General features: G+C 70.1%; 21 protein-coding genes and 1 tRNA gene. 20 read left to right on the top strand and 2 right to left on the bottom strand.

Annotated features, from left to right (window positions below):
* Positions 1-34: 34 nt before the first annotated feature.
* From N912_RS0140715 to rplL, 7 genes are all read left to right on the top strand, one after another.
* Positions 35-107: transfer RNA gene (locus N912_RS0140715), tRNA-Trp, on the top strand.
* A 58-nt stretch (positions 108-165) separates the two neighbouring features.
* A complete protein-coding gene (gene secE, locus N912_RS57730) occupies positions 166-465 on the top strand; it encodes a preprotein translocase subunit SecE (protein ID WP_169748044.1) in 300 nt (99 codons plus the stop codon).
* 61 nt (positions 466-526) lie between these two features.
* Entirely contained in the window at positions 527-1,399 is an 873-nt protein-coding gene (nusG, locus tag N912_RS0140705; RefSeq protein WP_028926965.1) for a transcription termination/antitermination protein NusG, read from the top strand.
* Between the two features lie 51 nt (positions 1,400-1,450).
* Positions 1,451-1,885: a 50S ribosomal protein L11 gene (gene rplK / locus N912_RS0140700; RefSeq protein ID WP_028926964.1), complete on the top strand. Its 435-nt coding sequence runs from the start codon at positions 1,451-1,453 to the stop codon at positions 1,883-1,885.
* A gap of 74 nt (positions 1,886-1,959) precedes the next feature.
* Complete coding sequence (gene rplA / locus N912_RS0140695) at positions 1,960-2,676, top strand: 50S ribosomal protein L1 (protein WP_028926963.1); 717 nt, start codon at positions 1,960-1,962, stop codon at positions 2,674-2,676.
* A 332-nt stretch (positions 2,677-3,008) separates the two neighbouring features.
* On the top strand, positions 3,009-3,539 hold the full coding sequence (rplJ, locus tag N912_RS0140690; protein WP_028926962.1) for a 50S ribosomal protein L10: 531 nt from the start codon (positions 3,009-3,011) through the stop codon (positions 3,537-3,539).
* Between the two features lie 52 nt (positions 3,540-3,591).
* Positions 3,592-3,981 (top strand): 50S ribosomal protein L7/L12, encoded by a 390-nt coding sequence (gene rplL / locus N912_RS0140685; RefSeq protein WP_028926961.1) that lies wholly within the window; start codon positions 3,592-3,594, stop codon positions 3,979-3,981.
* A gap of 93 nt (positions 3,982-4,074) precedes the next feature.
* On the opposite strand, the gene N912_RS0140680 is transcribed toward rplL, so the two are convergent.
* Both N912_RS0140680 and N912_RS0140675 read right to left on the bottom strand, forming a co-directional pair.
* Positions 4,075-4,692 carry a TetR/AcrR family transcriptional regulator gene (locus tag N912_RS0140680; protein WP_028926960.1) on the bottom strand — a complete coding sequence of 206 codons (618 nt, stop codon included), beginning with the start codon at positions 4,690-4,692 and terminating at the stop codon, positions 4,075-4,077.
* Positions 4,693-4,793: 101 nt separating this feature from the next.
* A complete protein-coding gene (locus N912_RS0140675; protein WP_028926959.1) occupies positions 4,794-5,900 on the bottom strand; it encodes a CaiB/BaiF CoA transferase family protein in 1,107 nt (368 codons plus the stop codon).
* A 236-nt stretch (positions 5,901-6,136) separates the two neighbouring features.
* On the opposite strand from N912_RS0140675, the gene N912_RS0140670 reads away from it, so the two are divergent.
* From N912_RS0140670 to rpoB, 13 genes are all read left to right on the top strand, one after another.
* Positions 6,137-6,922 (top strand): MlaE family ABC transporter permease, encoded by a 786-nt coding sequence (locus tag N912_RS0140670; RefSeq protein WP_028926958.1) that lies wholly within the window; start codon positions 6,137-6,139, stop codon positions 6,920-6,922.
* Position 6,923: 1 nt separating this feature from the next.
* Entirely contained in the window at positions 6,924-7,751 is an 828-nt protein-coding gene (locus N912_RS0140665; RefSeq protein ID WP_028926957.1) for an MlaE family ABC transporter permease, read from the top strand.
* On the top strand, positions 7,751-9,280 hold the full coding sequence (locus N912_RS0140660; protein ID WP_028926956.1) for an MCE family protein: 1,530 nt from the start codon (positions 7,751-7,753) through the stop codon (positions 9,278-9,280). The genes N912_RS0140665 and N912_RS0140660 overlap by 1 nt, the downstream gene beginning before the upstream one ends.
* On the top strand, positions 9,277-10,377 hold the full coding sequence (locus tag N912_RS57725; protein WP_064745528.1) for an MCE family protein: 1,101 nt from the start codon (positions 9,277-9,279) through the stop codon (positions 10,375-10,377). The genes N912_RS0140660 and N912_RS57725 overlap by 4 nt, the downstream gene beginning before the upstream one ends.
* Complete coding sequence (locus tag N912_RS57720; protein ID WP_051581486.1) at positions 10,374-11,390, top strand: MCE family protein; 1,017 nt, start codon at positions 10,374-10,376, stop codon at positions 11,388-11,390. Before N912_RS57725 ends, N912_RS57720 begins: the two co-directional genes overlap by 4 nt.
* On the top strand, positions 11,387-12,655 hold the full coding sequence (locus N912_RS57715) for an MCE family protein (protein ID WP_051581485.1): 1,269 nt from the start codon (positions 11,387-11,389) through the stop codon (positions 12,653-12,655). Before N912_RS57720 ends, N912_RS57715 begins: the two co-directional genes overlap by 4 nt.
* Entirely contained in the window at positions 12,652-13,866 is a 1,215-nt protein-coding gene (locus N912_RS0140640) for an MCE family protein (protein ID WP_028926955.1), read from the top strand. Before N912_RS57715 ends, N912_RS0140640 begins: the two co-directional genes overlap by 4 nt.
* Positions 13,863-15,197, top strand: a complete 1,335-nt coding sequence (locus tag N912_RS57710; protein WP_051581484.1) for an MlaD family protein — start codon at positions 13,863-13,865, stop codon at positions 15,195-15,197. Before N912_RS0140640 ends, N912_RS57710 begins: the two co-directional genes overlap by 4 nt.
* 106 nt (positions 15,198-15,303) lie before the next feature.
* Positions 15,304-15,891 (top strand): hypothetical protein, encoded by a 588-nt coding sequence (locus N912_RS57705; protein WP_051581483.1) that lies wholly within the window; start codon positions 15,304-15,306, stop codon positions 15,889-15,891.
* 20 nt (positions 15,892-15,911) lie between these two features.
* The gene (locus N912_RS65365) at positions 15,912-16,817 is read left to right on the top strand and encodes a hypothetical protein (RefSeq protein ID WP_211261572.1); all 906 of its coding nucleotides are present in this window, start codon (positions 15,912-15,914) and stop codon (positions 16,815-16,817) included.
* Positions 16,814-17,332: a hypothetical protein gene (locus N912_RS57700; RefSeq protein WP_051581481.1), complete on the top strand. Its 519-nt coding sequence runs from the start codon at positions 16,814-16,816 to the stop codon at positions 17,330-17,332. Before N912_RS65365 ends, N912_RS57700 begins: the two co-directional genes overlap by 4 nt.
* 19 nt (positions 17,333-17,351) lie before the next feature.
* Positions 17,352-19,139 (top strand): hypothetical protein, encoded by a 1,788-nt coding sequence (locus tag N912_RS0140615; RefSeq protein WP_156994327.1) that lies wholly within the window; start codon positions 17,352-17,354, stop codon positions 19,137-19,139.
* 391 nt (positions 19,140-19,530) lie between these two features.
* Positions 19,531-23,061 (top strand): DNA-directed RNA polymerase subunit beta, encoded by a 3,531-nt coding sequence (gene rpoB / locus N912_RS0140610; RefSeq protein WP_028926952.1) that lies wholly within the window; start codon positions 19,531-19,533, stop codon positions 23,059-23,061.
* The last annotated feature ends 28 nt before the right edge of the window (positions 23,062-23,089 follow it).

Raw genomic sequence — 23,089 nt, 5'->3', positions numbered from 1 at the left:
TACTCCGTTGTGTCGAGGAGTCGAAAGCAGCCATAGGGGTGTAGCTCAACTGGCAGAGCAGCGGTCTCCAAAACCGCAGGTTGCAGGTTCAAGTCCTGTCACCCCTGCCGCCGGGTACGTGGGTACCAGATCAGCAGACGGGAACGAGCAGTTGGAGCAGCGGACGTGACCGAGGAGCGCGAGTCGGAGCGATCCTTCGCGGCCGAGCTCGACAGCGGCCGCAAGGGGCGACCGACGCCGTCCCGGGACGGGCGCGGCCCACGGGTGGGCCCGTTCGGAAGGCTGTCCCGGTTCCTGCGGGAGGTCGTCGCCGAGCTTCGCAAGGTGATCTGGCCGACCCGGAAGGACCTGGTGGGGTACACGATCGTCGTGTTGGTCTTCGTCTCCTTCATGGTGGCGTTGGTCGCGTTGCTCGACTTCGTGTTCGCCAAGGGCGTTTTCGCGGTGTTCGGCACCGGCACGTGAACGCCTCGGCCGGGCCGAACCGAGGGCGGCCAACCAGGCACGGAAAGGAAGCGAGACAGCAGTGACCTCCCACGACGGTGGTTCGGGGCCCGCCGACGACACCTCGGTGAGCGAGGTGCTCGGGCAGGCCGGCCAGCTCGACGAGACCGGCGCCGTCGACGTGTCGGATGACGCCGAGGCCGACGTCGCCGCCGAGAGCGCGGACGAGGGCGCCGACGTCGAGACCGACGTCGTCGACGCCGCCGATGACGATGATGCCGACGACGACGCCGACGATCAGGCCGAAGCCGACGAACCCACCGAAGAAGTAGACGTCGTCGACGAGGACGAGGTGGACCCGGCCGAGGAGATGCGCGCGGCCCTGCGGCGCGCCCCCGGCGACTGGTACGTGGTGCACTCCTACGCCGGCTACGAGAACAAGGTGAAGAGCAACCTCGAGACCCGGGTGCAGACCCTGGACGTCGAGGAGTTCATCTACCAGGTCGAGGTGCCCACCGAGGAGGTCACCGAGATCAAGAACGGCCAGCGCAAGCAGGTGCAGCGCAAGGTGCTGCCCGGCTACATCCTGGTCCGGATGGAGCTCAACGACCAGTCCTGGGGCGCGGTGCGCAACACCCCCGGCGTGACCGGGTTCGTCGGCGCCACCTCCCGGCCCTCCCCGCTGACCATCGACGAGGTGCTCAAGTTCCTGCTGCCCAAGCAGGAGGCGCCGCGCAAGCCCGCTCCGGGCAAGGCCGAGGCCCCCGGCAAGCCGGCCGTCGAGGTCGACTTCGAGGTGGGCGAGTCGGTCACCGTCATGGACGGCCCGTTCGCCACGCTGCCGGCCACCATCAACGAGGTCAACGTCGACGCACAGAAGCTCAAGGTGCTGGTGTCGATCTTCGGCCGGGAGACGCCGGTCGAGCTCTCGTTCAGCCAGGTATCGAAGATTTAGCCCGCAACGGCGGCAGGCCGCGGGCGAAGTAACAAGGGAAACGACAAGGACATGCCACCCAAGAAGAGGAAGCTGTCCGCGATCATCAAGCTCCAGATCGCGGCCGGCCAGGCCACCCCGGCGCCGCCGGTGGGCCCCGCGCTGGGCCAGCACGGCGTCAACATCATGGAGTTCTGCAAGGCCTACAACGCCGCGACCGAGTCGCAGCGGGGCAACGTGGTGCCGGTGGAGATCTCGGTCTTCGAGGACCGCTCCTTCACCTTCGCGCTCAAGACCCCGCCCGCGGCCAAGCTGCTGCTCAAGGCGGCCGGCGTGGAGAAGGGCAGCGGCGAGCCGCACCGCAACAAGGTCGCCAGCGTGACCATGGAGCAGGTGCGCGAGATCGCCCAACAGAAGATGCCGGACCTGAACGCCAACGACATCGACCAGGCCGCGAAGATCATCGCGGGCACCGCGCGGTCGATGGGCATCACCGTCCAGGGCTGAGCGTTACACAGAAGCACGTGGGAGAGCCGGGCGCGGCTCGTCACCACATCTGACTCGTATATACGGAGACAGCTATGAAGCGCAGCAAGGGCTACCGCCAGGCGGACGAAAAGATCGACAGGGCGAAGCTGTACAGCCCGTTGCAGGCCGCCGGGCTGGCCAAGGAGACCTCCAGCGCCAAGATGGACGCCACCGTCGAGGTCGCCATGCGGCTGGGCGTCGACCCGCGCAAGGCCGACCAGATGGTCCGGGGCACCGTGAACCTGCCGCACGGTACCGGCAAGACGGCGCGCGTGATCGTGTTCGCGGTCGGGGACAAGGCCGACGAGGCGGCCGCCGCCGGCGCCGACGAGGTCGGCTCGGACGACCTGATCGCCCGCATCCAGGGCGGCTGGCTGGACTTCGACGCCGCCATCGCCACGCCCGACCAGATGGCCAAGGTCGGCCGGATCGCGCGCGTGCTCGGTCCGCGCGGCCTCATGCCGAACCCCAAGACCGGCACCGTCACCCCCGACGTCACCAAGGCCGTCGCCGACATCAAGGGCGGCAAAATCAACTTCCGGGTGGACAAGCAGTCCAACCTGCACCTGGTGATCGGCAAGGCCAGCTTCGACACCGACAAGCTGGTGGAGAACTACGCCGCCGCCCTCGACGAGATCATGCGCGCCAAGCCGTCCGCCGCCAAGGGCAAGTACCTGAAGAAGGTCACCTTCAGCACCACCATGGGCCCCGGCATCCCGGTCGACCCCAACCGCACCCGAAACCTGACCGTCGACGAACCGGCCGGCTAAACCCTTCCGCGAGTCGGGGATTTTGTCAGGGTGAGTCGCGGCTTTTGTCAGACGCGATAGACCCCGGCGTGATCCCGCGACGAGCGGGCGAGCTATCCTAGAAAGAGTTCCACCGAAGACCGCAGGTCTCGACGCGCCCCGGGTGCGTCGACGAAGGCCCCGCCAACGGCGGGCGGCCCGCGCAGGAGGACGAGGTAGTTGTCGCGCGCCCTGGCGTCTGAGCCAGCGCGCGCTCACCGCCCCGTGCGCCTGCGCCGGGGCGTTCGTCATCTCTGGCGGGTCCGTCGAACCGGTGGGCACACACCGTAGATCCCGCTAGATGAGGAGGCCCGATGGCACGGCCCGACAAGGTGGCCGCCGTCGAGGAGATCGCCGATCGGTTCCGAGGCGCGTCCGCGTCGGTGATCACCGAGTACCGCGGCCTGACCGTGACCCAGCTCGGCGAGCTGCGGCGGTCGCTCAGCGGCTCGGCGAGCTACCGGATCGCGAAGAACACCCTGGTCAAGCGGGCTGCCGCCGACGCCGGGGTGGAGGGCATCGACGAGCTGCTGGTCGGCCCGACGGCGATCGCCTTCGTGACCGGCGAGGCCGTCGACACCGCCAAGGCGCTGCGGAACTTCGCCAAGGACCACAAGGGCCTGGTGATCAAGGGCGGCGTGATGGACGGCCGCCCGATCGGCCCCGCCGAGGTCAACCAGCTCGCTGACCTGGAGTCCCGCGAGGTCCTGCTGGCCAAGCTGGCCGGCGCGATGAAGGGCAACCTGACCAAGGCCGCCGGCCTGTTCAATGCCCCGGCGTCCCAGGTGGCCAGGCTCGCCCAGGCACTGGCCGACAAGCGCTCGGCCGAGGGCTCCGAGTCCTGACGAGCAGCCCGTATCCGAACCACATAACCACAGCAAGAGAGGAACCGCCGACATGGCGAAGCTGTCCACCGACGAGCTGCTCGACGCGTTCAAGGACATGACGCTGCTCGAGCTCTCCGAGTTCGTGAAGAAGTTCGAGGACGTCTTCGACGTCACCGCCGCCGCGCCGGTCGCGGTGGCCGCCGCCGGCCCCGCCGCCGGTGAGGCCGCCCCGGCCGCCGAGGAGAAGGACGAGTTCAACGTCGTCCTCGAGGCCGCCGGCGACAAGAAGATCCAGGTCATCAAGGTGGTCCGCGAGCTGGTCTCCGGGCTGGGCCTGAAGGAGGCCAAGGACCTGGTGGAGTCGGCGCCGAAGCCGATCCTGGAGAACGCGCCGAAGGACGCCGCCGACGCGGCCAAGGCCAAGCTCGAGGAGGCCGGCGCCAAGGTCAGCCTGAGCTGACACCACGCCGCACCCCCGGGGGCGGGCCCGACCACCAAGGTCGAGCCCGCCCCCGTTCGTTTACCCGTCGGGGGGTGGTGGCCGGGGTACGGACTAGTCGGCGCCGAGGACGGCGAGGGCGTAGTCGACGTAGCGCTCGGCGACGTCTTCGGGGGTCATGGGGCCGGTCAGCTGGTACCAGGTGGCCACGGCCGCGGACATGGTGACCACGGCGCGGCTGGCGTCCAGCGGGAACGGGGTGCGGAACAGCCCGCGCGCGGCCCCGTCCAGCACGGCCGTGTCGACCATCCGCTGTATCTCGGTGCGCCGGCGGGCGATCCGCTTGCGGCTGGCCGGCTCCAGGCTGCGCATCTCACTGGCCGCGATCATCCCGAAGCCTTTGCGGTGACAGTGGTACAGCACCAGCGCGCTGACCAGTAACTCCAGCCGCCGCACCGGGTCGCCCTCGCCCTCGGCATCGGCGGCCTCGAGCCGCGCCCGCAGGTCGGCCATGGCCGCGTCCATCACCGCCACGAGCATGTTCTGCTTGCTCGGATAGTGGTGGTACAGCCCGGGCACCGACAGGTCGGCGCGCTTGGCGATCTCGCGCATGGTCGTGCCGTGGTAACCGAGAGCGACGAAGCTGTCGGCCGCCGCGGCGAGAACCGAGTCAAAGTCCGGCGAAGGGGGGAATGTGCGCCAATCGGACACGGAACGTAACCCTACGTTCATGGGGCGACAGTACGACCTTCACCCTGGTGGAGGTATCTCCTCGCGTTGAGCGGGCCGGGCGTGTCGCCGCGTGGATAGTTCGTTACCCGAATGGAGTCATGTCACGTCACAGGCGATACGCCCCAGTCGGCGAGCACCGCGTCGGTATCCGCACCGCGCGCGGGTGGTGCGGCCGGCGTCCCCGGCGGGGTCCGGGAGAACCGCGGCGCCGGCGCCGCCTGCCGAGCCCCGTTCACGTCCACGATCGTCTGGCGGGAACGGATGTGCGGGTGGTCGGGCACCTCGTCGAAGCCGAGCACCGGTGTCACACACGCGTCCACGCCGGCGAACACGGCGGCCCACTCGTCGCGCGGCTTGGACGCGAACGCGGCGGTGAACCGCGCCCGCAGCACCGGCCACCCGGAACGATCCATCTGCGCCGGCAGCTCCTCCGAAGAACCGTCCAGCCCCAGCCCGCGCAGCAGCTCGGCGTAGAACTGCGGCTCCAGCGCGCCGACCGCCACCCAGCCCCCGTCCGAACACACGTACGTGTCGTAGAACGGCGCGCCCCCGTCCAGCAGGTTCGCCGCCCGCTCGTCCCGCCAGCCGCCCTGCCCCAGGAACGACCACACCATCTGCACCAGCAGGCTCGCGCCGTCCACCATCGCCGCGTCCACCACCTGGCCCTGCCCGGACCGCTCGCGCTCCCACAACGCCGCCAGGATGCCCACCACCAGCAGCATCGACCCGCCGCCGAAGTCCCCGACCAGGTTCAGCGGCGCGACCGGCTTCTCCGACGTGCCGATCGCGTGCAGCGCGCCGGTGAGGGAGATGTAGTTGATGTCATGCCCCGCGCGCGAAGCGAGAGGCCCGTCCTGCCCCCACCCGGTCATCCGCCCGTACACCAGCCGGGGGTTGCGGGCCGCGCAGTCCGAGGGCCCGACCCCGAGCCGCTCCGTCACACCCGGCCGCAGCCCCTCCAGCAGCACGTCCGCCCGCTCGACCAGCCGCAGCACCGTCTCCCGCCCGGCCGGCGACTTCAGGTCGGCCGCGATCGAGCGCCGCCCGCGCAGCAGATGATCCCGCCCGTCGCCGAGGTGCAGGCTCCCGGACGGCCGCTCGACCCGTACCACGTCGGCGCCCAGGTCGGCCAGCACCATCGCGGCGTGTGGCCCGGGACCGATGCCCGCCAGTTCGACGACCTTGAGCCCGGTCAACGGTCCGGTCACGATGGCTTCCTCCCGATCTTCGCTGGTCATAAGGTTGACGTCCGCTAAGGGAACACCGAGTGAGCCCACACCGTAGCTGTCGCACGAACTGGTGAGTAACCGAAGTGTGTGACGGGTCGTTGCATCATCCAGGACCTCATCCCAAAAAAGAGATCTCTACCACCTGGTAGGCCCGGCTCGTCGACTCGGCCGGAACTCAACGTCGAGAGACAGCCAAACAGCACTGGAGAGCGGAAGTGAGCAGTCCGCTGATTGCGCGGTCAACCTCTGCCCTGCAGCAGGTTGGAAGGATTTTCGCGCTGGGCCTGGACGTCGTCCGCCTCACCTTCAAGCGGCCGTTCCAGTTCCGCGAGCTGATCGAGCAGCTGTGGTTCATCGCGAGCGTCTCGATCCTGCCCGCGGCGCTGGTGTCCATCGCCTTCGGCGCGGTCATCTCGCTGCAGCTGGGCTCGTTGCTGCGCCAGCTCGGCGCGAACGGGTTCGCCGGCGCGGTGAGCGTGCTGGCCAACGTCCAGCAGGCCTCGCCGATCATCTGCGCGCTGCTGATCGCCGGCGCCGGCGGCACCGCCGTCTGCGCCGACCTGGGCGCGCGGACCATCCGCGAGGAGATCGACGCGATGGAGGTGCTCGGCATCTCGCCGATCCAGCGCCTGGTGGTTCCCAGGGTGCTGGCCGCCGCGATCGTGGCCGTCCTGCTCAACGGGCTGATCACGTTCGTCGGCGTGGCCGGCGGCTACTTCTACAACGTGGTGCTGCAGAACGGCACCCCCGGCGCGTACCTGGCCGGCTTCTCCGCGCTGGCGCAACCGGCCGACCTGGTGATCGGGGCGATCAAGGCGCTGTTCTTCGGTATCGCCGCCGGGGTGGTGGCCTCCTACCGGGGGCTCAACCCGGCCCCGGGCCCGAAGGGCGTGGGGGACGCGGTGAACCAGTCGGTGGTGATCAGCTTCGTGTTGGTGTACCTGATCAACGTGGTGCTCACCACCGTCTACCTGACCCTCGTCCCGGCGAAGGGGAGTTGAGATGGCCGGCGAGCTGAAGCGGACGGTCGAGGCACCGCTGCGCACCCTGGACGAGCTCGGTGACCAGGGCTGGCTGTACCTGCGCGCGCTGCGCTGGGTCCCGCGCACGCTGACCAGGTACAAGAAAGAGGTCCTGCGGATCCTGACCGAGGTCACCTTCGGCGCCGGCGGCCTCGCGCTGGTCGGCGGCACGGTGATCATCGTCGCGCTGCTCACCTCGTTCACCGGCTCGGTGGTGGGCCTGCAGGTCTACGCCGGCCTGAACCAGCTCGGGGCGGCCGCGTTCACCGCGTTCATCTCGGCGTACTTCAACACCCGGGAGATCTCACCGCTGGTGGCCACGATCGGGCTCACCGCCACGGTCGGCGCCGGCTTCACCGCCCAGCTCGGCGCCATGCGCATCTCCGAGGAGATCGACGCGCTGGAGGTCATGGCGGTGCCCAGCCTGCCGTTCCTGATCACCACTCGGCTGATCGCCGGCTTCGTGGCGATCGTGCCGCTCTACGCGGCCGGCCTGCTCACCTCGTACCTGGCCTCCCGGCTGACCGTCTCGCTGTTCTACGGCCAGTCGATCGGCATCTACGACCACTACTTCAACCTCTTCCTGCCGCCGATCGACATCCTGTACTCGTTCTTCAAGGTGCTGGTCATCGCGATCCTGATCATCTTGATCCACTGCTACTACGGCTACCGCGCCACCGGCGGGCCCGCCGGCGTGGGCATCGCGGTCGGCCGCTCGGTGCGCGCCTCGCTGGTGATGATCTTTGTCCTGGACATCGCGGTGAGCCTGGCCCTCTGGGGCTCCACGACCACGGTGAAGATCGCCTGATGGCCGCCGACCGTCTCCCGCCCCTGCCCCGGCGGCTGCTGGGGCTCGCCATGGTCGTGGTGATGCTCGCGCTGCTGGTGCTGTGCTGGGCGTTCTACAACAAGACGTTCACCAAGACGGTCCCGGTGACCATGCGGATCGACCAGGTGGACAACTCCTTCCTGCCGCAGGCCGAGGTGCGGCTGCGCGGGGTGGACGTCGGCGCCGTCACCAAGGTGGCCAGCGACGGCCGGGAGGCCATCGTGTCCATCGACCTGCGGCCCGACCAGGTGGCGTACATCCCGAGCAACGTGACGGCGATGCTGGTGCCCAAGAGCCTGTTCGGCGAGCGGTACGTGGCACTGCAGGCGCCGCCGAACCCGTCCAGGACGCCGATCAAGGCCGGCGACGTGATCACCCGCGACCGCAGCGGCAACGCGGTGGAGACCGAGCGGCTGTTCAACCACCTGCTGCCGCTGATCCAGGCGGTCCGCCCGCAGGACCTGGCCAACACCCTGGGCGCGCTGGACCAGGCGCTGACCGGGCGCGGCGAGAAGCTCGGCCAGACGCTGACCACGCTGCACGAGTACCTGGCCAAGTTCAACCCGGCGCTGCCCGACCTGACCGAGGACATCAAGGCGCTGCCCAAGCTCACCGACACCTACACCCAGGCCGCGCCGGACCTGATCGAGGCGCTGAACAACCTGACCACCACCAGCCACACGCTGGTGGAGAAGAAGGACGACTTCGCGACCTTCTACGACACGACGACCACCGCCGCCGACGACCTGCACGGGTTCCTGAAGGACAACAAGGAGAACCTGATCGACCTGGTGCACGAGCTGCGCCCGACGCTGGAGCTGCTGGCCCGCTACTCGCCGGAGTACGTGTGCCTGTTCCGCCGGGTCTCCGACGCGGTGCCGGTGATCGACCAGGCGCTGGGCAAGGGCACCAACCGGCCGGCGGTGAACATCACGCTGGAGGTCGCGGCGCAGCGCGGCAAGTACCTGCCGCACCAGGACGAGCCGGAGTTCACCGACAAGCGCGGGCCGGCCTGCTACAAGTCCGCGATGCCGCAGGTCCAGTACCCCGGCGGGCCGTTCCTGGACGGCTCTGAGCACCCGCCGGCCAGCGGCCAGGCCTCCCAGCTCGGCAACCTGACCAAGGGCCTGACCGGCGGACTGCCCGCGCCCCAGGAGCTCCCACTGCTCGGTGACGCCGGCGGGTCGGGCACGCCGGGCCAGCCGGGCGGCGGCCTGCTCGGCGGCGGCGGACTGCTCGGGCCGTCGTCCACCGCGCCGCCCCTCGACCGTCCGAAGGGCGAGAAGCCCCAGGCCGCCGCGCCGGGGCCGTCCGACCGGCCGGTGGCCCCGATCGCGTTCACCACCAACACGAAGGGCGGGCTGAGCATCGCCAATACCCGGCCGGAACAGCAGCTGGTGTCCGGGCTGGTGGCCGACATGACCGGCGCCGACCCCGCCGAGGTGCCGGCGTGGTCGAGCCTGCTGGTCGGGCCGCTGCTGCGCGGGGCGGAGGTGACGGTCAGGTGAGGTCACTGCGCGGCATCGGCGCGCCGCTCACCAAGTTCGTCGTCTTCGCCGTGGCGATGCTGCTGTGCACGGCCGCGCTGGCCGCCACCATCGCCAACCAGATCCCCGGCAGCACCTCGGAGTACAGCGCCAAGTTCACCGACGCGACAGGGGTGAACAAGGGCGACGAGGTGCGCATCGCCGGGGTCCGGGTCGGCGAGGTCTCCGACATCCGGCTGGTGGACCGCAAGGTCGCGCTGCTGGAGTTCACCGTGTCCCGGGACGTGGTGCTGCCGCGCTCCACCGAGGCCACCATCCGGTACCGCAACCTGATCGGCCAGCGCTACATCGCGCTGAGCCAGGGCGTCGGCCCGCCGGGGGAACGGCTGGTCGCCGGGGCCACCATCCCGCTGGAGCAGACCCACCCGGCGGTCAACCTGACCCAGCTCTTCGACGGCTTCAAGCCGCTGTTCCGGGCGCTGTCCCCGCAGCAGGTCAACCAGCTGTCCTTCGAGCTCATCCAGGTGCTGCAGGGCGAGGGCGGCACGATCAACAGCCTGCTGTCCCACACCGCGTCGCTGACCACCGCGATCGCCGACAAGGACCAGGTCATCGGGCAGGTCATCGACAACCTGAACCAGGTGCTGGACACGGTGAACGCCCGGGACAAGGAGTTCACCCAGCTGGTGATCACCGTCCGGCAGCTGGTGTCCGGGCTGTCCCAGGACCGGCACACCATCGGCGATGCCATCTCCTCGATCGGCGAGCTGACCGACGCCACCGCCGGGCTGTTGGAGGACGCCCGCCCGCCGCTGAAGGCCGACATCGAGCAGCTCGGCCGGCTGGCCGGCAACCTCAACGACAACCAGCCGCTGGTGGACCGGTTCCTGCACACCCTGCCGGGCAAGCTGGACACGCTCATCCCGCTGGGCACCTACGGCTCCTGGTTCAACTTCTACCTGTGTGACATCGGCGGTCAGCTCGCGGTGCCGGGTGGCGGCAACGTGAGGCTGGAGCCGCACCTGAACACCGCCCAGCGCTGCTACGCGGATAACGGCGGCCACGACCAGAACGCCGGTCACGACAAGAAGGACGAGCACCATGGCGGTGGCCGATGAGGTCGTTCAGAAGCCGTAACCCGATCACGATCGGGCTCGCCAGCATCCTGGTCATCCTGGGCCTGCTGTTCCTGGCGTACGAGGCCGACTACCTGCCGGTGATCGGCTCCGGCGACAAGTACCAGGCGCTGTTCTCCGAGGCCGCCGGGCTGGACCCGGGCAACGAGGTGCGGGTGGCCGGGGTGAAGGTCGGCAAGGTCACCGACCTGGAGCTCAGCGGCACCAGCGTGCTGGTCACCTTCCGGGCCAAGAACGTGGACATCGGCAACGCCAGCAGCGCGTCCATCCAGATCAAGACGCTGCTCGGCGAGAAGTACCTGGCCATCGACCCGGCCGGGGACAAGCCGCTGTCCGGCCCGATCCCCCGCGAGCGGACCATGGCCCCCTACGACGTGGTGGCCGCGTTCAACCAGCTCAGCGACACCGTCCGCGACCTGGACACCGGCCAGCTCGCGACCAGCCTGCGCACCCTGTCCGACACCTTCCGGGACACCCCGGACGAGGTCCGCGCCTCGCTGGACGGCCTGTCCCGGCTGTCGGTGACCATCGCCTCCCGGGACCGCCAGCTCTCCCACCTGCTGGACAACACCAACCGGGCGACGTCCGTGCTGGCCGCCCGCAACGAGGACATCAACCGCATCCTGGCCGACGGCACCAAGCTGCTCGACGAGCTGCGCGCCCGCGAGCACGCGATCAGCCAGCTGCTGGACGGCACCAGGCGGCTGGCCCAGCAACTGCGCGGGCTGATCAGGGACAACGAGGACCAGATCGGGCCGACCCTGGACGAGCTGGACAGGCTCACCGACACGCTGCAGCGCAACCTGGACAACCTGACCGCCTCGATCCAGCGGCTGGGGCCGTTCGCCACGGTGTTCACCAACGCGCTGGGCAACGGCCGCTGGTTCGACAACTTCGTCGACGGCCTGGTGCCGCCGGTGGTGCCCGGCCTGCAACCCGGGGCGACCGGCAACCTGCCGGTGCCGTCGCTGTCCCCGGTGGGAGGTAACCGGTGAGCGCGCCAACCTCGTCCCGGCGTGGGCTGGTCACGACGATCGCGATCGGCGTGGTGGTCCTGCTGGTGGTGGTCGCGGGCGTGGTCTACCTGCTGAACCGGTCCAGCGGAAAGCACTACTCGGCGATGCTGACCAGCGTGGTCGGCATGTACCCGGGCGCGGACGTGCGGATGCTCGGGGTCCCGGTCGGCGAGGTGGACGACGTGCGGCCGGAGGGCACCCTGGTCAGGGTCGACTTCCACGTCAACTCCGACGTCCAGGTGCCGGCGGGCGCGCTGGCCGCCGTGGTGGCGCCGACCGTGGTGGCGGACCGCTACCTGCAGCTCGCCCCGGTGTACACCGGCGGGCCGACGCTGCCGGAGGGCGCGACCATCCCCAAGGAGCGCACCGCCGTCCCCGCCGAGTTCGACGACCTGCTCTCCAGCGTGCAGAAGCTGTCCACCGCGCTCGGCCCGCAGGGGGTGAACAACGCCGGCGCGCTGTCCGAAGCGGTGAGCACGTTCGCCCGCAACCTGGAGGGCAACGGCAAGCTGACGAACACCTCGCTGGACAACTTCTCCCAGGCCATCACCACGCTGTCCGCGTCCCGCGACGACCTGGCCGGCACCGTCACCAACCTGCAGTCGTTCACCACCAACCTGAAACAGAACGACGATCAGGTGCGCGCGTTCACCCAGCAGTTCGCCCAGGTCAACGGCTACCTGGCCGGCGAGAGGAAGAACCTGGGGGAGACCCTGCACGAGCTGTCCACGGTGCTCGGCGAGGTCGCCAAGTTCATCCACGACAACCGGGCCGGGGTCCGGAAGAACGTGGACAAGCTGGCCGAGATCCTGGCCGCCGTGAACAAGGAGCGCAAGGGCCTCGAGCAGCTGCTGGACACCGCGCCGACCGCGGTGAGCGGCCTGGTCAACGCCTACAACGGGTCGTCCGGGACGCTGGACACCCGGCTCAACGCGCTGCAGACGCTGCTGTGCCAGCTGGGGAACGCGCCCGGCCTCGGCGACATCCTCCGACCGTTGCTGCCGCCCGCCCTCCTGGAGGGCTGCACCAGCACCGCCGGACTGATCACGCTGCCCACCCTCTCGCCGTCGATGCTGTCCCAGCTCAAGGCGCCGAAGGTGCCGCTGCTCGGCGGCGGGTCACGGGCGCCGGCCGGCTCACCGGCGCCGGGCGGCCAGCAACCGGCGGGCACCCAGCCCCAGGCGCCGGCCAAGGAGAAGCCCAAGGTGCCCGTCCTGACCGACCTGCTCGGAGGTGGCCGATGATCGGGCGGCGGCTGCGGACCGCGGCCGTGGTCGGCATGGTGGCGACCCTGTTCGGGCTGTCCAGCGGGTGCGCCTCGGTGTCGCTGCAGGGCGTGCCGCTGCCCGGCGGCGCCGACCTCGGCGACCAGCCGTACGAGGTCACCGTGGTGTTCCGGGACGTGCTGGACCTGGTGCCGCAGTCCGGCGTCAAGGTCAACAACGTCACGGTCGGCCAGGTCCGCACCGTCGAGCTGGACCCGAAGAACTGGTTCGCCAACGTCCGGGTCGTGCTCAACGGCGACGTCAAGCTGCCCGCGAACGCGACAGCCGCGCTCAAGCAGACCAGCCTGCTCGGCGAGAAGTACGTCGAGCTGGCCGCGCCCGCCGCGCCCGAGTCCGGCACCGGCCGCCTTGCCGACGGCTCGGTGATCCCGATCGAGCGCACCAACCGCAACCCGGAGGTCGAGGAGATCTTCGGCGCGCTGTCCATGCTGCTCAACGGCGGCGGGCTGGGCCAGCTGCAGAGCATCTCCACCGAGCTGAACAAGGCGCTGTCCGGCCGGGAGGCCGACGTGCGCGCGCTGCTGGGCGACCTGAACAGGCTGACAACCACCCTGGACGGCCAGAAGAACAACATCACCCGCGCGCTGGACGGGGTGAACCGGCTGTCCGCCGCCCTGGTCGAGCAGCGCGGCAACCTCGACCAGGTGCTCACCGAGCTGGAGCCGGGCCTGGCCGTGCTCAACGAGCAGCGCGGCCAGCTCGTGGGCCTGCTCGAGGCGCTGGACCGGCTGTCCAAGGTGGCCACCGAGGTGGTGCACCGAGGCGGCGACGACCTGGTGGCCGACCTGCGCGCGCTGCGGCCCACGCTGACCCAGCTGGCCGCCACCGGGGACACCCTGCCCAAGTCGCTGGAGCTCGTCCTCACCCCGCCGTTCACCGACGCGATCCTGGACGTGGCCAAGGGCGACCACGCGAACCTGAACGTCTGGATCGACCTGAACCTGCAGGACCTGATCGACAACCTGCTCAACTCCAGCACCCCGCTGGTCACCCCGCCCAGCCCGCTGGACACGCTGCCCCAGGTCACCCCCGGGCAGTCCGGCCAGCTGCTCGGGCTGCTGCCCGGCCCTCAGCCGGAGGGGTCGACCCAGCCGTCCACCCAGCCGCCGTCCGAGAAGAAGGACACCGGCCTGTCCGGACTGCTGCCCGGCCTGGGAGGAGACAAATGATCACCCGCGCCACCGCGATCCGGATCGGCGCCTTCGTCGCGCTCACCGTGGTGCTCGTGGTCTACATCGGCGCGCAGTTCCTCGGCCTGTTCGCGTTCATCGGCCCCAGGGACTACACGGTCAAGATGCCGCTGGCGGACGCCTCGGGGCTGTTCGAGCGCGCCGAGGTCACGTTCCGGGGGGTCAAGGTCGGCGCGGTCGGCCCGCTGCAACTGACCGACGACGGCGTGGTCGCGGACCTGGTCATCGACGGGTCCGCGCCGAAGATCCCGAAGGACCTGAACGCGGTGGTGGCGGACCGCTCGGCGGTCGGCGAGCGCTACGTGGACCTGCGCCCGAACGCCGACGCCGCGCCCTACCTGGAGGACGGCAGCGCGATCGCGGCGGACCGGGTGAGCACCCCGGTGCCGGTGCAGGACGTGCTGGAGAACCTGGACAAGCTGGCCGCGAACGTGCCGCTCAACGACCTGCGCACGGTCGTCGGCGAGCTGGGCGTGGCGTTCGACGGGCTGGGGCCCAAGCTCGGGCTGCTGCTGGACTCGACCAACTCGCTGACCCAGACCGCGAACCAGTACCTGCCGCAGACCCTGGCGCTGATCCATGACGCGCGGACGGTGCTGCGCACCCAGAACGACCTGGCGGACCCGATCAAGTCCTTCAGCTCGGACCTGCGGAAGGTCACCCAGCAGCTCAAGGACAGCGACAAGGACATCCGGCGGATCGTGGACGACGGCCCGGATGCGGCCCGCGAGCTGAGCGCGCTGATCGACGAGTCCGGCCCCGGGCTGAGCGACACCATCCGGGAGGCGCTCACCACCAGCCGGATCACCAAGGAGCACCTCTGGTCGCTGCGCTCGATCCTGATCGCGTACCCGATCCTGGTCTCCTACATCCCGACCATCGTGCCCGGCGACGGCACCGCGCACCTGGGCCTGGTGCTCAACGTGAACGACCCGCCGCCGTGCACCAAGGGCTACGAGGCGACGCACAAGCGCCCCGGCACGGACATCAGCCCGCAGCCCACGAACTACCGGGCGTTCTGCCGCGAGCCGCTGTACTCGCCGATCGACGTGCGCGGCGTCAAGCCGCAGTACCCGTTCGAGAACGGCAGGCCGGGGCCGGTGCCGGACTGGTTCCGGAAGTTCTACTCCGACGGGCCGAGGGCCGGCATCGATCCGCTGCCCGGCCAGCACGGGCGGGGCGGTCACGGCGGTGCGGATCCGGCCTCGGGACCGGCCCTTCCCGGCCAGCCGGCGCTGCCCGGGCTGCTCGACGCACCCCCGTCCGACGGCCACTTCGGGCTGACCCCCAGCCTGCTGCCGGGCGGGTGAACGCGGAGCCCTGCGATGTTGACTGGGATGGGGACTGAGATCGGGGTCACCGGCTTGCGGGGGGTGCCGGCATGACGGCTCGTCGCTCCGCTCTACCCTCACCGGTATGAAAGCCCTCCTGGCGCGACGCGGAACGGCCGGCACCTCGGTGCCCGCCGCGGCCGGCGCCGGCCGCTCGGACCAGATCAGGGTGGCCACCTGGGCGGCCGCCGTCGCGGCGGGGTTGGGACTGGTCGGCGTGGTGCTCTTCGGGGCGCTGTGGTGGAACGCGACCAGCGGTACGACCTCCGAGACGGCGACGACCAGGGAGGACGCCCTGGCCGCCGCGCGGCAGATCGCGGTCAACCTTCAGACGCTGGACTACCGGACGGTGGACAAGGGCCTGGACACCTGGGCGTCGTCGGTGACCGGGCCGATGCTCGACGAGCTGACCAAGAACCGCCAGCAGTACGCCGACAAGGTGCGCACCGCGCAGACCACCACCACGGCCAAGCTGGTCGACGCCGCGCTGTCCGACCTGGACGTGGCCGGCGGCAAGGCCTCCGCGGTGGCCGCCGTCGACGTGAGCACCGTCCGGACGGTGAACGGGGCACCCAGCCCGCCGGAGACCAAGCAGGTCCGGGTCAAGATCGACCTGGTGCGGACCCCGGACGCCGGCTGGAAGGCGAGCGCCGCCAGCCCGATCCGGTCCTGACCTGGTAAGGAATTCGTCGCATGTCAACTCCTCGCAGCGAGACGGTGTCGGGCAGCGATCCGGGCGCCGGCACCGAGCCGCCCGAGAGCGCCGAGCCGACCAAGAGCGCCGAGCCCGTGACCGCCGCCGCCGAAGGCCCCGCCGAGGACCCCACCGCCGAGCCGGCCACCACGACCGACACCACGACCGACACCAAGATCGACACCGAGCCCGTGTCCGAACCGGTGGCCACGCCGATCTTCGAGTCGCTGTCCAAGCCGGCCGACGAGCCCGAGGCCAAGCCCGCCGCCACCACCGTCACCGCCGCCACCACCGTCACCGCCGGCACGACCGCGAGCAGGCCGCCCGAGGACGACGACGAGCCGTTCGTGCCCGTCCTGCCGCCCATCCGCCCCAGCCCCCGGGCCAAGGCGCGGCGGGTCAGGACGCTGATCGTGCTGGCCTGCGCCGCGGTGGTGCTGCTGGCGGGCACGGTGGTCGCGGCCGTGGGGGCGCTCGCCGCGCGCGGCGCCGGGTCGCACGCCAACCAGGCGTTCGTGGACAACGCGGCCACCGCCGAGGTCATCGGCCAGGTGACCACCGCGGTCACCACCGTGTACTCCTACGACTACAAGTCCCTGCCGGCCACCGAGGCGGCGGCCCAGGCCGTGATCACCGGGAAGTTCGCCACCGAGTTCGGCCGGGTGTTCGAGCCGGTCAAGCAGCTCGCACCGGCCCAGCAGGCCACCCTGCAGACCTTCGTGCGGGCCGCCGGCGTTCGCCAGTTGCAGGGCGACCGCGCGCAGCTGCTGATGATGGTCGACCAGACCGGCGAGCGCGGCGCCCCCGGCGCGCCCAAGGAGCCCACCGGGGCCACCGCGCGGCTGGTCGTGGACGCCAAGAAGATCGACGGCCGGTGGAAGATCTCGGAGGTCACTCCGGAATGAACGGTCCGAGCAACCCGTGGCGGATGGCCACCTTGCTGCTGGCCGTCCTCGCGGTGGCCGCGGTGGTCGTCGCCGGCTGGGCCGGCTACTCGTGGTGGCGGGCGGTCGACGGCGACGGCGCGCAGACGGTGCAGGCGCGTGACGACGCGCTGCGGGTCGCCAGGCAGGTGGTCGTGGTGTTGCAGACCGCCGACTCGGCCCACCCCGACGAGAGCCTGCGCGCGTGGCAGGCGGTGGCCACCGGGCCGATGCTGGACCGGCTGCGCCAGGACAGCGCGAAGTACGCCGACGAGATGAAGCGCGCTTCGAGCAGCAACAACGCCCGGGTGGTGGACGCCGCGCTGACCGAGCTGGACGCCGACGCCGGCACCGCGACCGCCATCGCCGCCTTGGACGTCACCCAGACCCCGCTGGCCAACGGCCGCCCGACCGTGCACCAGGTGCGGATGAAGCTGACGCTGAACCGCACCGACGCCGGCTGGAAGGTCGCAAGCTCCGGATACGTGAACGCATGAGGCCAGGAGCACAAGCCCCATGACAGTGCAGCGTCATACCCCCGGCTCGGGTCCGAGCCGGGTCGATCCGCCGACCCGGTTCTACCGCCCGGTCAGCGACCAGACGGCGCCGGAGGAAGACCCGGACCAGGTCGTCGACGAATGGGAAGAGGCCCTGCGCGGCGACGAGTCGTCGCCCGCGCCGCTCGATCCGCCGACCCGCCGCTGGGTGCCGCCCCCGTCGACCCGCACCGGCCAGCCGCCGAACGACCCACCCCGCCGCCGGCAGGGACCGAACCTGGACTACCCGACGCGGGTGTTCACCCCGCCGCGCTCCGAACCCGACCGCGCCCCAGCCGACGACTCCAGCTTCTCCGCGTTCACCGACGACCCGTACCTGCCGCCCGTGCACGAGCCCGACGACTCGGCCGGCCGCCCCTCCGCCGTGGACAGGGCGCTGCGGGCCGTCGAGACCGCCGTCGAGAGCTCGCGCCCCAAGGACCCCGAGCCCGCGCCGCCCGGCTCGGTGGCCGAACAGCTCTTCGGCCCCTACATACCGGTCGAGGAGCCCTCCGCCACCGGCGTGATGCCCCGGATCGAGGACGACGACCACGCAACCCCGGCGGAGGCGGAGGCGGAACCCGAGCCAGAAGCCGACCCCGTCGCGGACTGGCTCGAACCGGAGTACGCCGAACCCGCCGATGACACCGAGCGGTCGGCGGAGCCCGAGCCCGAGCAGGCCGAGGACGAGCCCCCCGCCGAGGTCGCCGAGCACGACCAGGAAGACCTCGCCGACTTCGCGCTCGCCGAAGCCGACCACGACTACACCGACCTGGCCGACCCCGACCCCGACCCCGAGCCCGCGCCCGAGCCCGAGCCCGAGCCGTTCGACGACACCGAGGACGCCGACGACCCCGACCACGAGCCCTCCGGCGGCATCCACGCCGACACCGTGCACATCAACACCGTGCACGCCGCCACCCTGCGCGTCCGCCTCCCCGTCGCCGAGCCCGACCACGACGACCACGAGCCCGACCACCACCCCGACGACGATGCCCCAGGCGCGGGCCACGACCTCGGCGACACCGCCGAGTGGACCATGGACAGCCTCGACGACGACGACGAGGACGAGGACCACTACGACGACCAGCCCCGCCGCCCCGAGGCCCACACCGAGCTGATCCCGCGTGTGGACCAGCCGACGGTGATGCACGAGACCTACGACCCGACGGCCAGCTACCACGTCGAGGACACGCCAGAGGCCCCCGAAGCCGCCGAGACGACGACCCCCGAGCCGGGCACGGAGACCGGCGCCTCCCACCCCAAGCCGCTCGCGGCCCTGCTCGCCCTCCTGCTGGTCACCATCGTGGCCGGCGCCGGCGCGTACATCTTCACCACCAAGGCCGACGAGGCCGTCGATGCCCGCCGCACCGACAACCTCGCCTTCGTGGACAAGGCGGTCACCGCCGACGTCCGCGACCAGATCAGCAAGGCCATCGAGGCGATCTACTCCTACGACGCCGCCCACCTCGACGAGGACGAGCAGCGCGCGCTGTCCTACATCGCCGGCTCCTACGCCGACGAGTTCAAGGAGAAGTTCGCCGAGGTGCGCCGGCTCGGCCCGCAGCAGAAGGCGTCACTGGAGTCCAGCGTCGCGGAGGCCGGCGTCGAACGGATCACCGAGCGCAGGGCGACCCTGCTGGTGCTGGTGAACCAGGTCGGCCGCCGGGCGGACAGCTCCGCCCCGCTCAAGGCGTCGGTCCGGTTCGCGGTCACGGCCGAGCGGGTGGGCGGTCAGTGGAAGGTGTCGGGTATCAGCCAGAGATGACCGTCTGGAGTCGGTTTGGTGCCGGTCGTCCTCCAAAAGAGACCGCTTACCGTCGATTAGCGTCTTGACTCCGGGGCCGGGGCACGTCACTCTTGGTGGCAGGATGGTTGCTCGGCGACCCCTCTGGACAGCGGCTGCATTTGCGGCTAGACTGCCTCTTTGCGCTGCCTTCATTCAGGAGACATGACCCCAAGACCCGTGTGCGTGCCGCCGGGTACCGGGTTCATGTGTTCTGACTGAGGGAAGCGCACTGACAACACAGGCACGCGTCGCTTCAGCAGCCACCACCTGGCCGGCCCAATGCCCGGACCTCCCGCCCGGGTCACTAGCCAGACGGTACCCGCCCGAGACGGCGCATGCCAGCAGAGCGTAGTTCTCGGAAGGACGCATCTTGGCTGTCTCCCGCGCCACAGCGACCACTGTCACTTCCAACGCAAGATTGACCGGTACCCCGGTCACGGCCAACCCGAGTTTCCCGGGTGCGCCGACCCGTGTCTCCTTCGCCAAGATCCGTGAGCCGCTCGAGGTTCCCGACCTCCTCAACCTGCAGATCCAGGCCTTCGAATGGCTGGTCGGCGACGAGGCCTGGTTCCAGCGCCGGGTGGACGCCGGCGACGAGAACCCGGTCGGTGGCCTCGAGGAGATCCTCACGGAGATCTCTCCGATCGAGGACTTCTCCGGGTCGATGTCCCTGTCCTTCTCCGACCCGCGCTTCGACGAGGTCAAGGCCTCCGTCGAGGAGTGTCGGGACAAGGACATGACCTATGCGGCCCCGCTGTTCGTCACCGCGGAGTTCACCAACAACAGCACCGGCGAGATCAAGAGCCAGACGGTGTTCATGGGTGACTTCCCGGTGATGACCGACAAGGGCACCTTCATCATCAACGGCACCGAGCGCGTCGTGGTGTCCCAGCTGGTCAGGTCCCCGGGCGTCTACTACGACCACACCGTGGACAAGGCCACCGACAAGGACGTCTACTCCGTCAAGATCATCCCGAGCCGGGGTGCCTGGCTGGAGTTCGACGTCGACAAGCGCGACACGGTCGGCGTCCGCATCGACCGCAAGCGCCGCCAGCCGGTCACCGTGCTGCTCAAGGCCCTCGGCTGGACCGCCGAGCAGATCCGCGAGCGGTTCGGCTTCTCGGAGACCCTGCTGGCCACCCTGGAGAAGGACCACACCGCCGGGCAGGACGAGGCGCTGCTGGACATCTACCGCAAGCTGCGTCCGGGCGAGCCGCCCACCAGGGAGAGCGCGCAGACCCTCCTGGAGAACCTGTTCTTCAAGGACAAGCGCTACGACCTGGCCAAGGTCGGCCGCTACAAGGTGAACAAGAAGCTGGGCCTGAAGGTGCCGGTCGAGGTGGGCACGCTCACCGAGGACGACATCATCACCACCATCGAGTACCTGGTCCGGCTGCACGCCGGCGAGACTACGATGGCGGTCGGCACCGGCGAGGACGCGGTCGAGGTCCCGGTGGAGACCGACGACATCGACCACTTCGGCAACCGGCGCATCCGCACCGTGGGCGAGCTGATCCAGAACCAGATCCGGGTCGGCCTGTCCCGGATGGAGCGGGTCGTCCGGGAGCGGATGACCACCCAGGACGTCGAGGCGATCACGCCGCAGACCCTGATCAACATCCGGCCGGTGGTGGCCGCGATCAAGGAGTTCTTCGGCACCAGCCAGCTGTCCCAGTTCATGGACCAGCACAACCCGCTGTCGGGCCTGACCCACAAGCGGCGGCTGAACGCGCTCGGCCCCGGCGGCCTGTCCAGGGAACGGGCCGGCATGGAGGTCCGGGACGTCCACCACAGCCACTACGGCCGGATGTGCCCGATCGAGACGCCGGAAGGCCCGAACATCGGCCTGATCGGCTCGCTGTCCTCCTTCGCGCGGGTGAACCCGTTCGGCTTCATCGAGACGCCGTACCGCAAGGTCGTCGACGGTGTGGTCACCGACCAGATCGACTACCTGACGGCCGACGAGGAGGACCGGCAGGTCATCGCGCAGGCGAACGCCCCCCTGAAGGAGGACGGTCACTTCGCCGAGGACCGGGTGCTGGTGCGGCGCAAGGGCGGTGAGGTCGACTTCATCAACCCGCGTGGCGTCGAGTACATGGACGTCTCGCCGCGCCAGATGGTGTCGGTGGCCACCGCGCTGATCCCGTTCCTGGAGCACGACGACGCCAACCGCGCGCTGATGGGCGCGAACATGCAGCGCCAGGCGGTGCCGCTGCTGCGCAGCGAGGCCCCGCTGGTCGGGACCGGCATGGAGCTGCGGGCCGCCGTGGACGCCGGCGACGTGCTGGTGGCCGACAAGGCGGGCGTGGTCGAGGAGCTGTGCGCCGACTACGCCACCGTGATGGCCGACGACGGCACCCGCCAGACCTACCGGCTCAACAAGTTCCGCCGCACCAACCAGGGCACCTGCAACAACCAGAAGCCCATCGTGGAAGAGGGGCAGCGGGTCGAGGTCGGCCAGGTGCTGGCCGACGGGCCGTGCACCGAGAACGGCGAGATGGCGCTCGGCAAGAACCTGCTGGTCGCGATCATGCCGTGGGAGGGCCACAACTACGAGGACGCGATCATCCTGTCCCAGCGCCTGGTGCAGGACGACGTGCTCACCTCGATCCACATCGAGGAGCACGAGGTCGACGCCCGGGACACCAAGCTCGGCGCCGAGGAGATCACCCGGGACATCCCGAACGTCTCCGAGGAGGTCCTGGCGGACCTGGACGAGCGCGGCATCATCCGGATCGGTGCCGAGGTGCAGCCCGGCGACATCCTGGTCGGGAAGGTCACGCCCAAGGGCGAGACCGAGCTGACCCCGGAGGAGCGGCTGCTGCGCGCGATCTTCGGCGAGAAGGCCCGCGAGGTCCGCGACACCAGCCTCAAGGTGCCGCACGGGGAGAACGGCAAGGTCATCGGCATCCGGGTGTTCTCCCGCGATGACGACGACGAGCTGGCCCCGGGCGTCAACGAGCTGGTCCGGGTGTACGTGGCGCAGAAGCGGAAGATCTCCGACGGCGACAAGCTGGCCGGACGGCACGGCAACAAGGGCGTGATCGGCAAGATCCTGCCCGCCGAGGACATGCCGTTCCTGCCGGACGGCACGCCGGTGGACATCATCCTCAACACCCACGGTGTTCCGCGACGGATGAACATCGGCCAGATCCTGGAGACCCACCTCGGGTGGATCGCCAAGTCCGGCTGGGACATCGAGGGCACACCGGAATGGGCGTCGCGCATGCCCGAGGAGCTCTACTCGGTGGCGCCGGGCACGAACACCGCGACCCCGGTGTTCGACGGCGCCAAGGAGGACGAGATCACCGGGCTGCTGGCGGCCACGCTGCCCAACCGCGACGGCGACCGGATGGTCGGCCCGGACGGGAAGGCGACGCTGCTGGACGGCCGCTCCGGCGAGCCGTTCCCGTACCCGGTGGCGGTCGGCTACATGTACATCCTGAAGCTGGCGCACATGGTGGACGACAAGCTGCACGCGCGGTCCACCGGCCCGTACTCGATGATCACGCAGCAGCCGCTGGGTGGTAAGGCGCAGTTCGGTGGCCAGCGCTTCGGCGAGATGGAGTGCTGGGCGATGCAGGCCTACGGCGCGGCGTACACGCTGCAGGAGCTGCTGACCATCAAGTCCGACGACGTGGTGGGCCGGGTCAAGGTCTACGAGGCGATCGTCAAGGGCGAGAACATCCCGGAGCCGGGGATTCCCGAGTCGTTCAAGGTGCTGCTCAAGGAGCTGCAGTCGCTGTGCCTGAACGTGGAGGTGCTGTCCAGCGACGGCGCCGCCATCGAGATGCGCGACTCCGACGACGAGGACCTGGAACGGGCCGCCGCCAACCTGGGCATCAACCTGTCCAGCCGACCAGGGTCCGACTCCATGTCCGTGGATGACGTGGTCCATTGATCGCCCTGCCACTCCGAGCCACCTGCCA

It is taken from the genome of Actinospineispora acaciae DSM 45401, assembly GCF_000620785.1.
Taxonomy (GTDB): Bacteria; Actinomycetota; Actinomycetes; order Mycobacteriales; family Pseudonocardiaceae; genus Pseudonocardia; species Pseudonocardia acaciae.
Note: the sequence above shows the minus strand (reverse complement) of the source record. Positions and strands in the feature narration are given on the sequence as shown.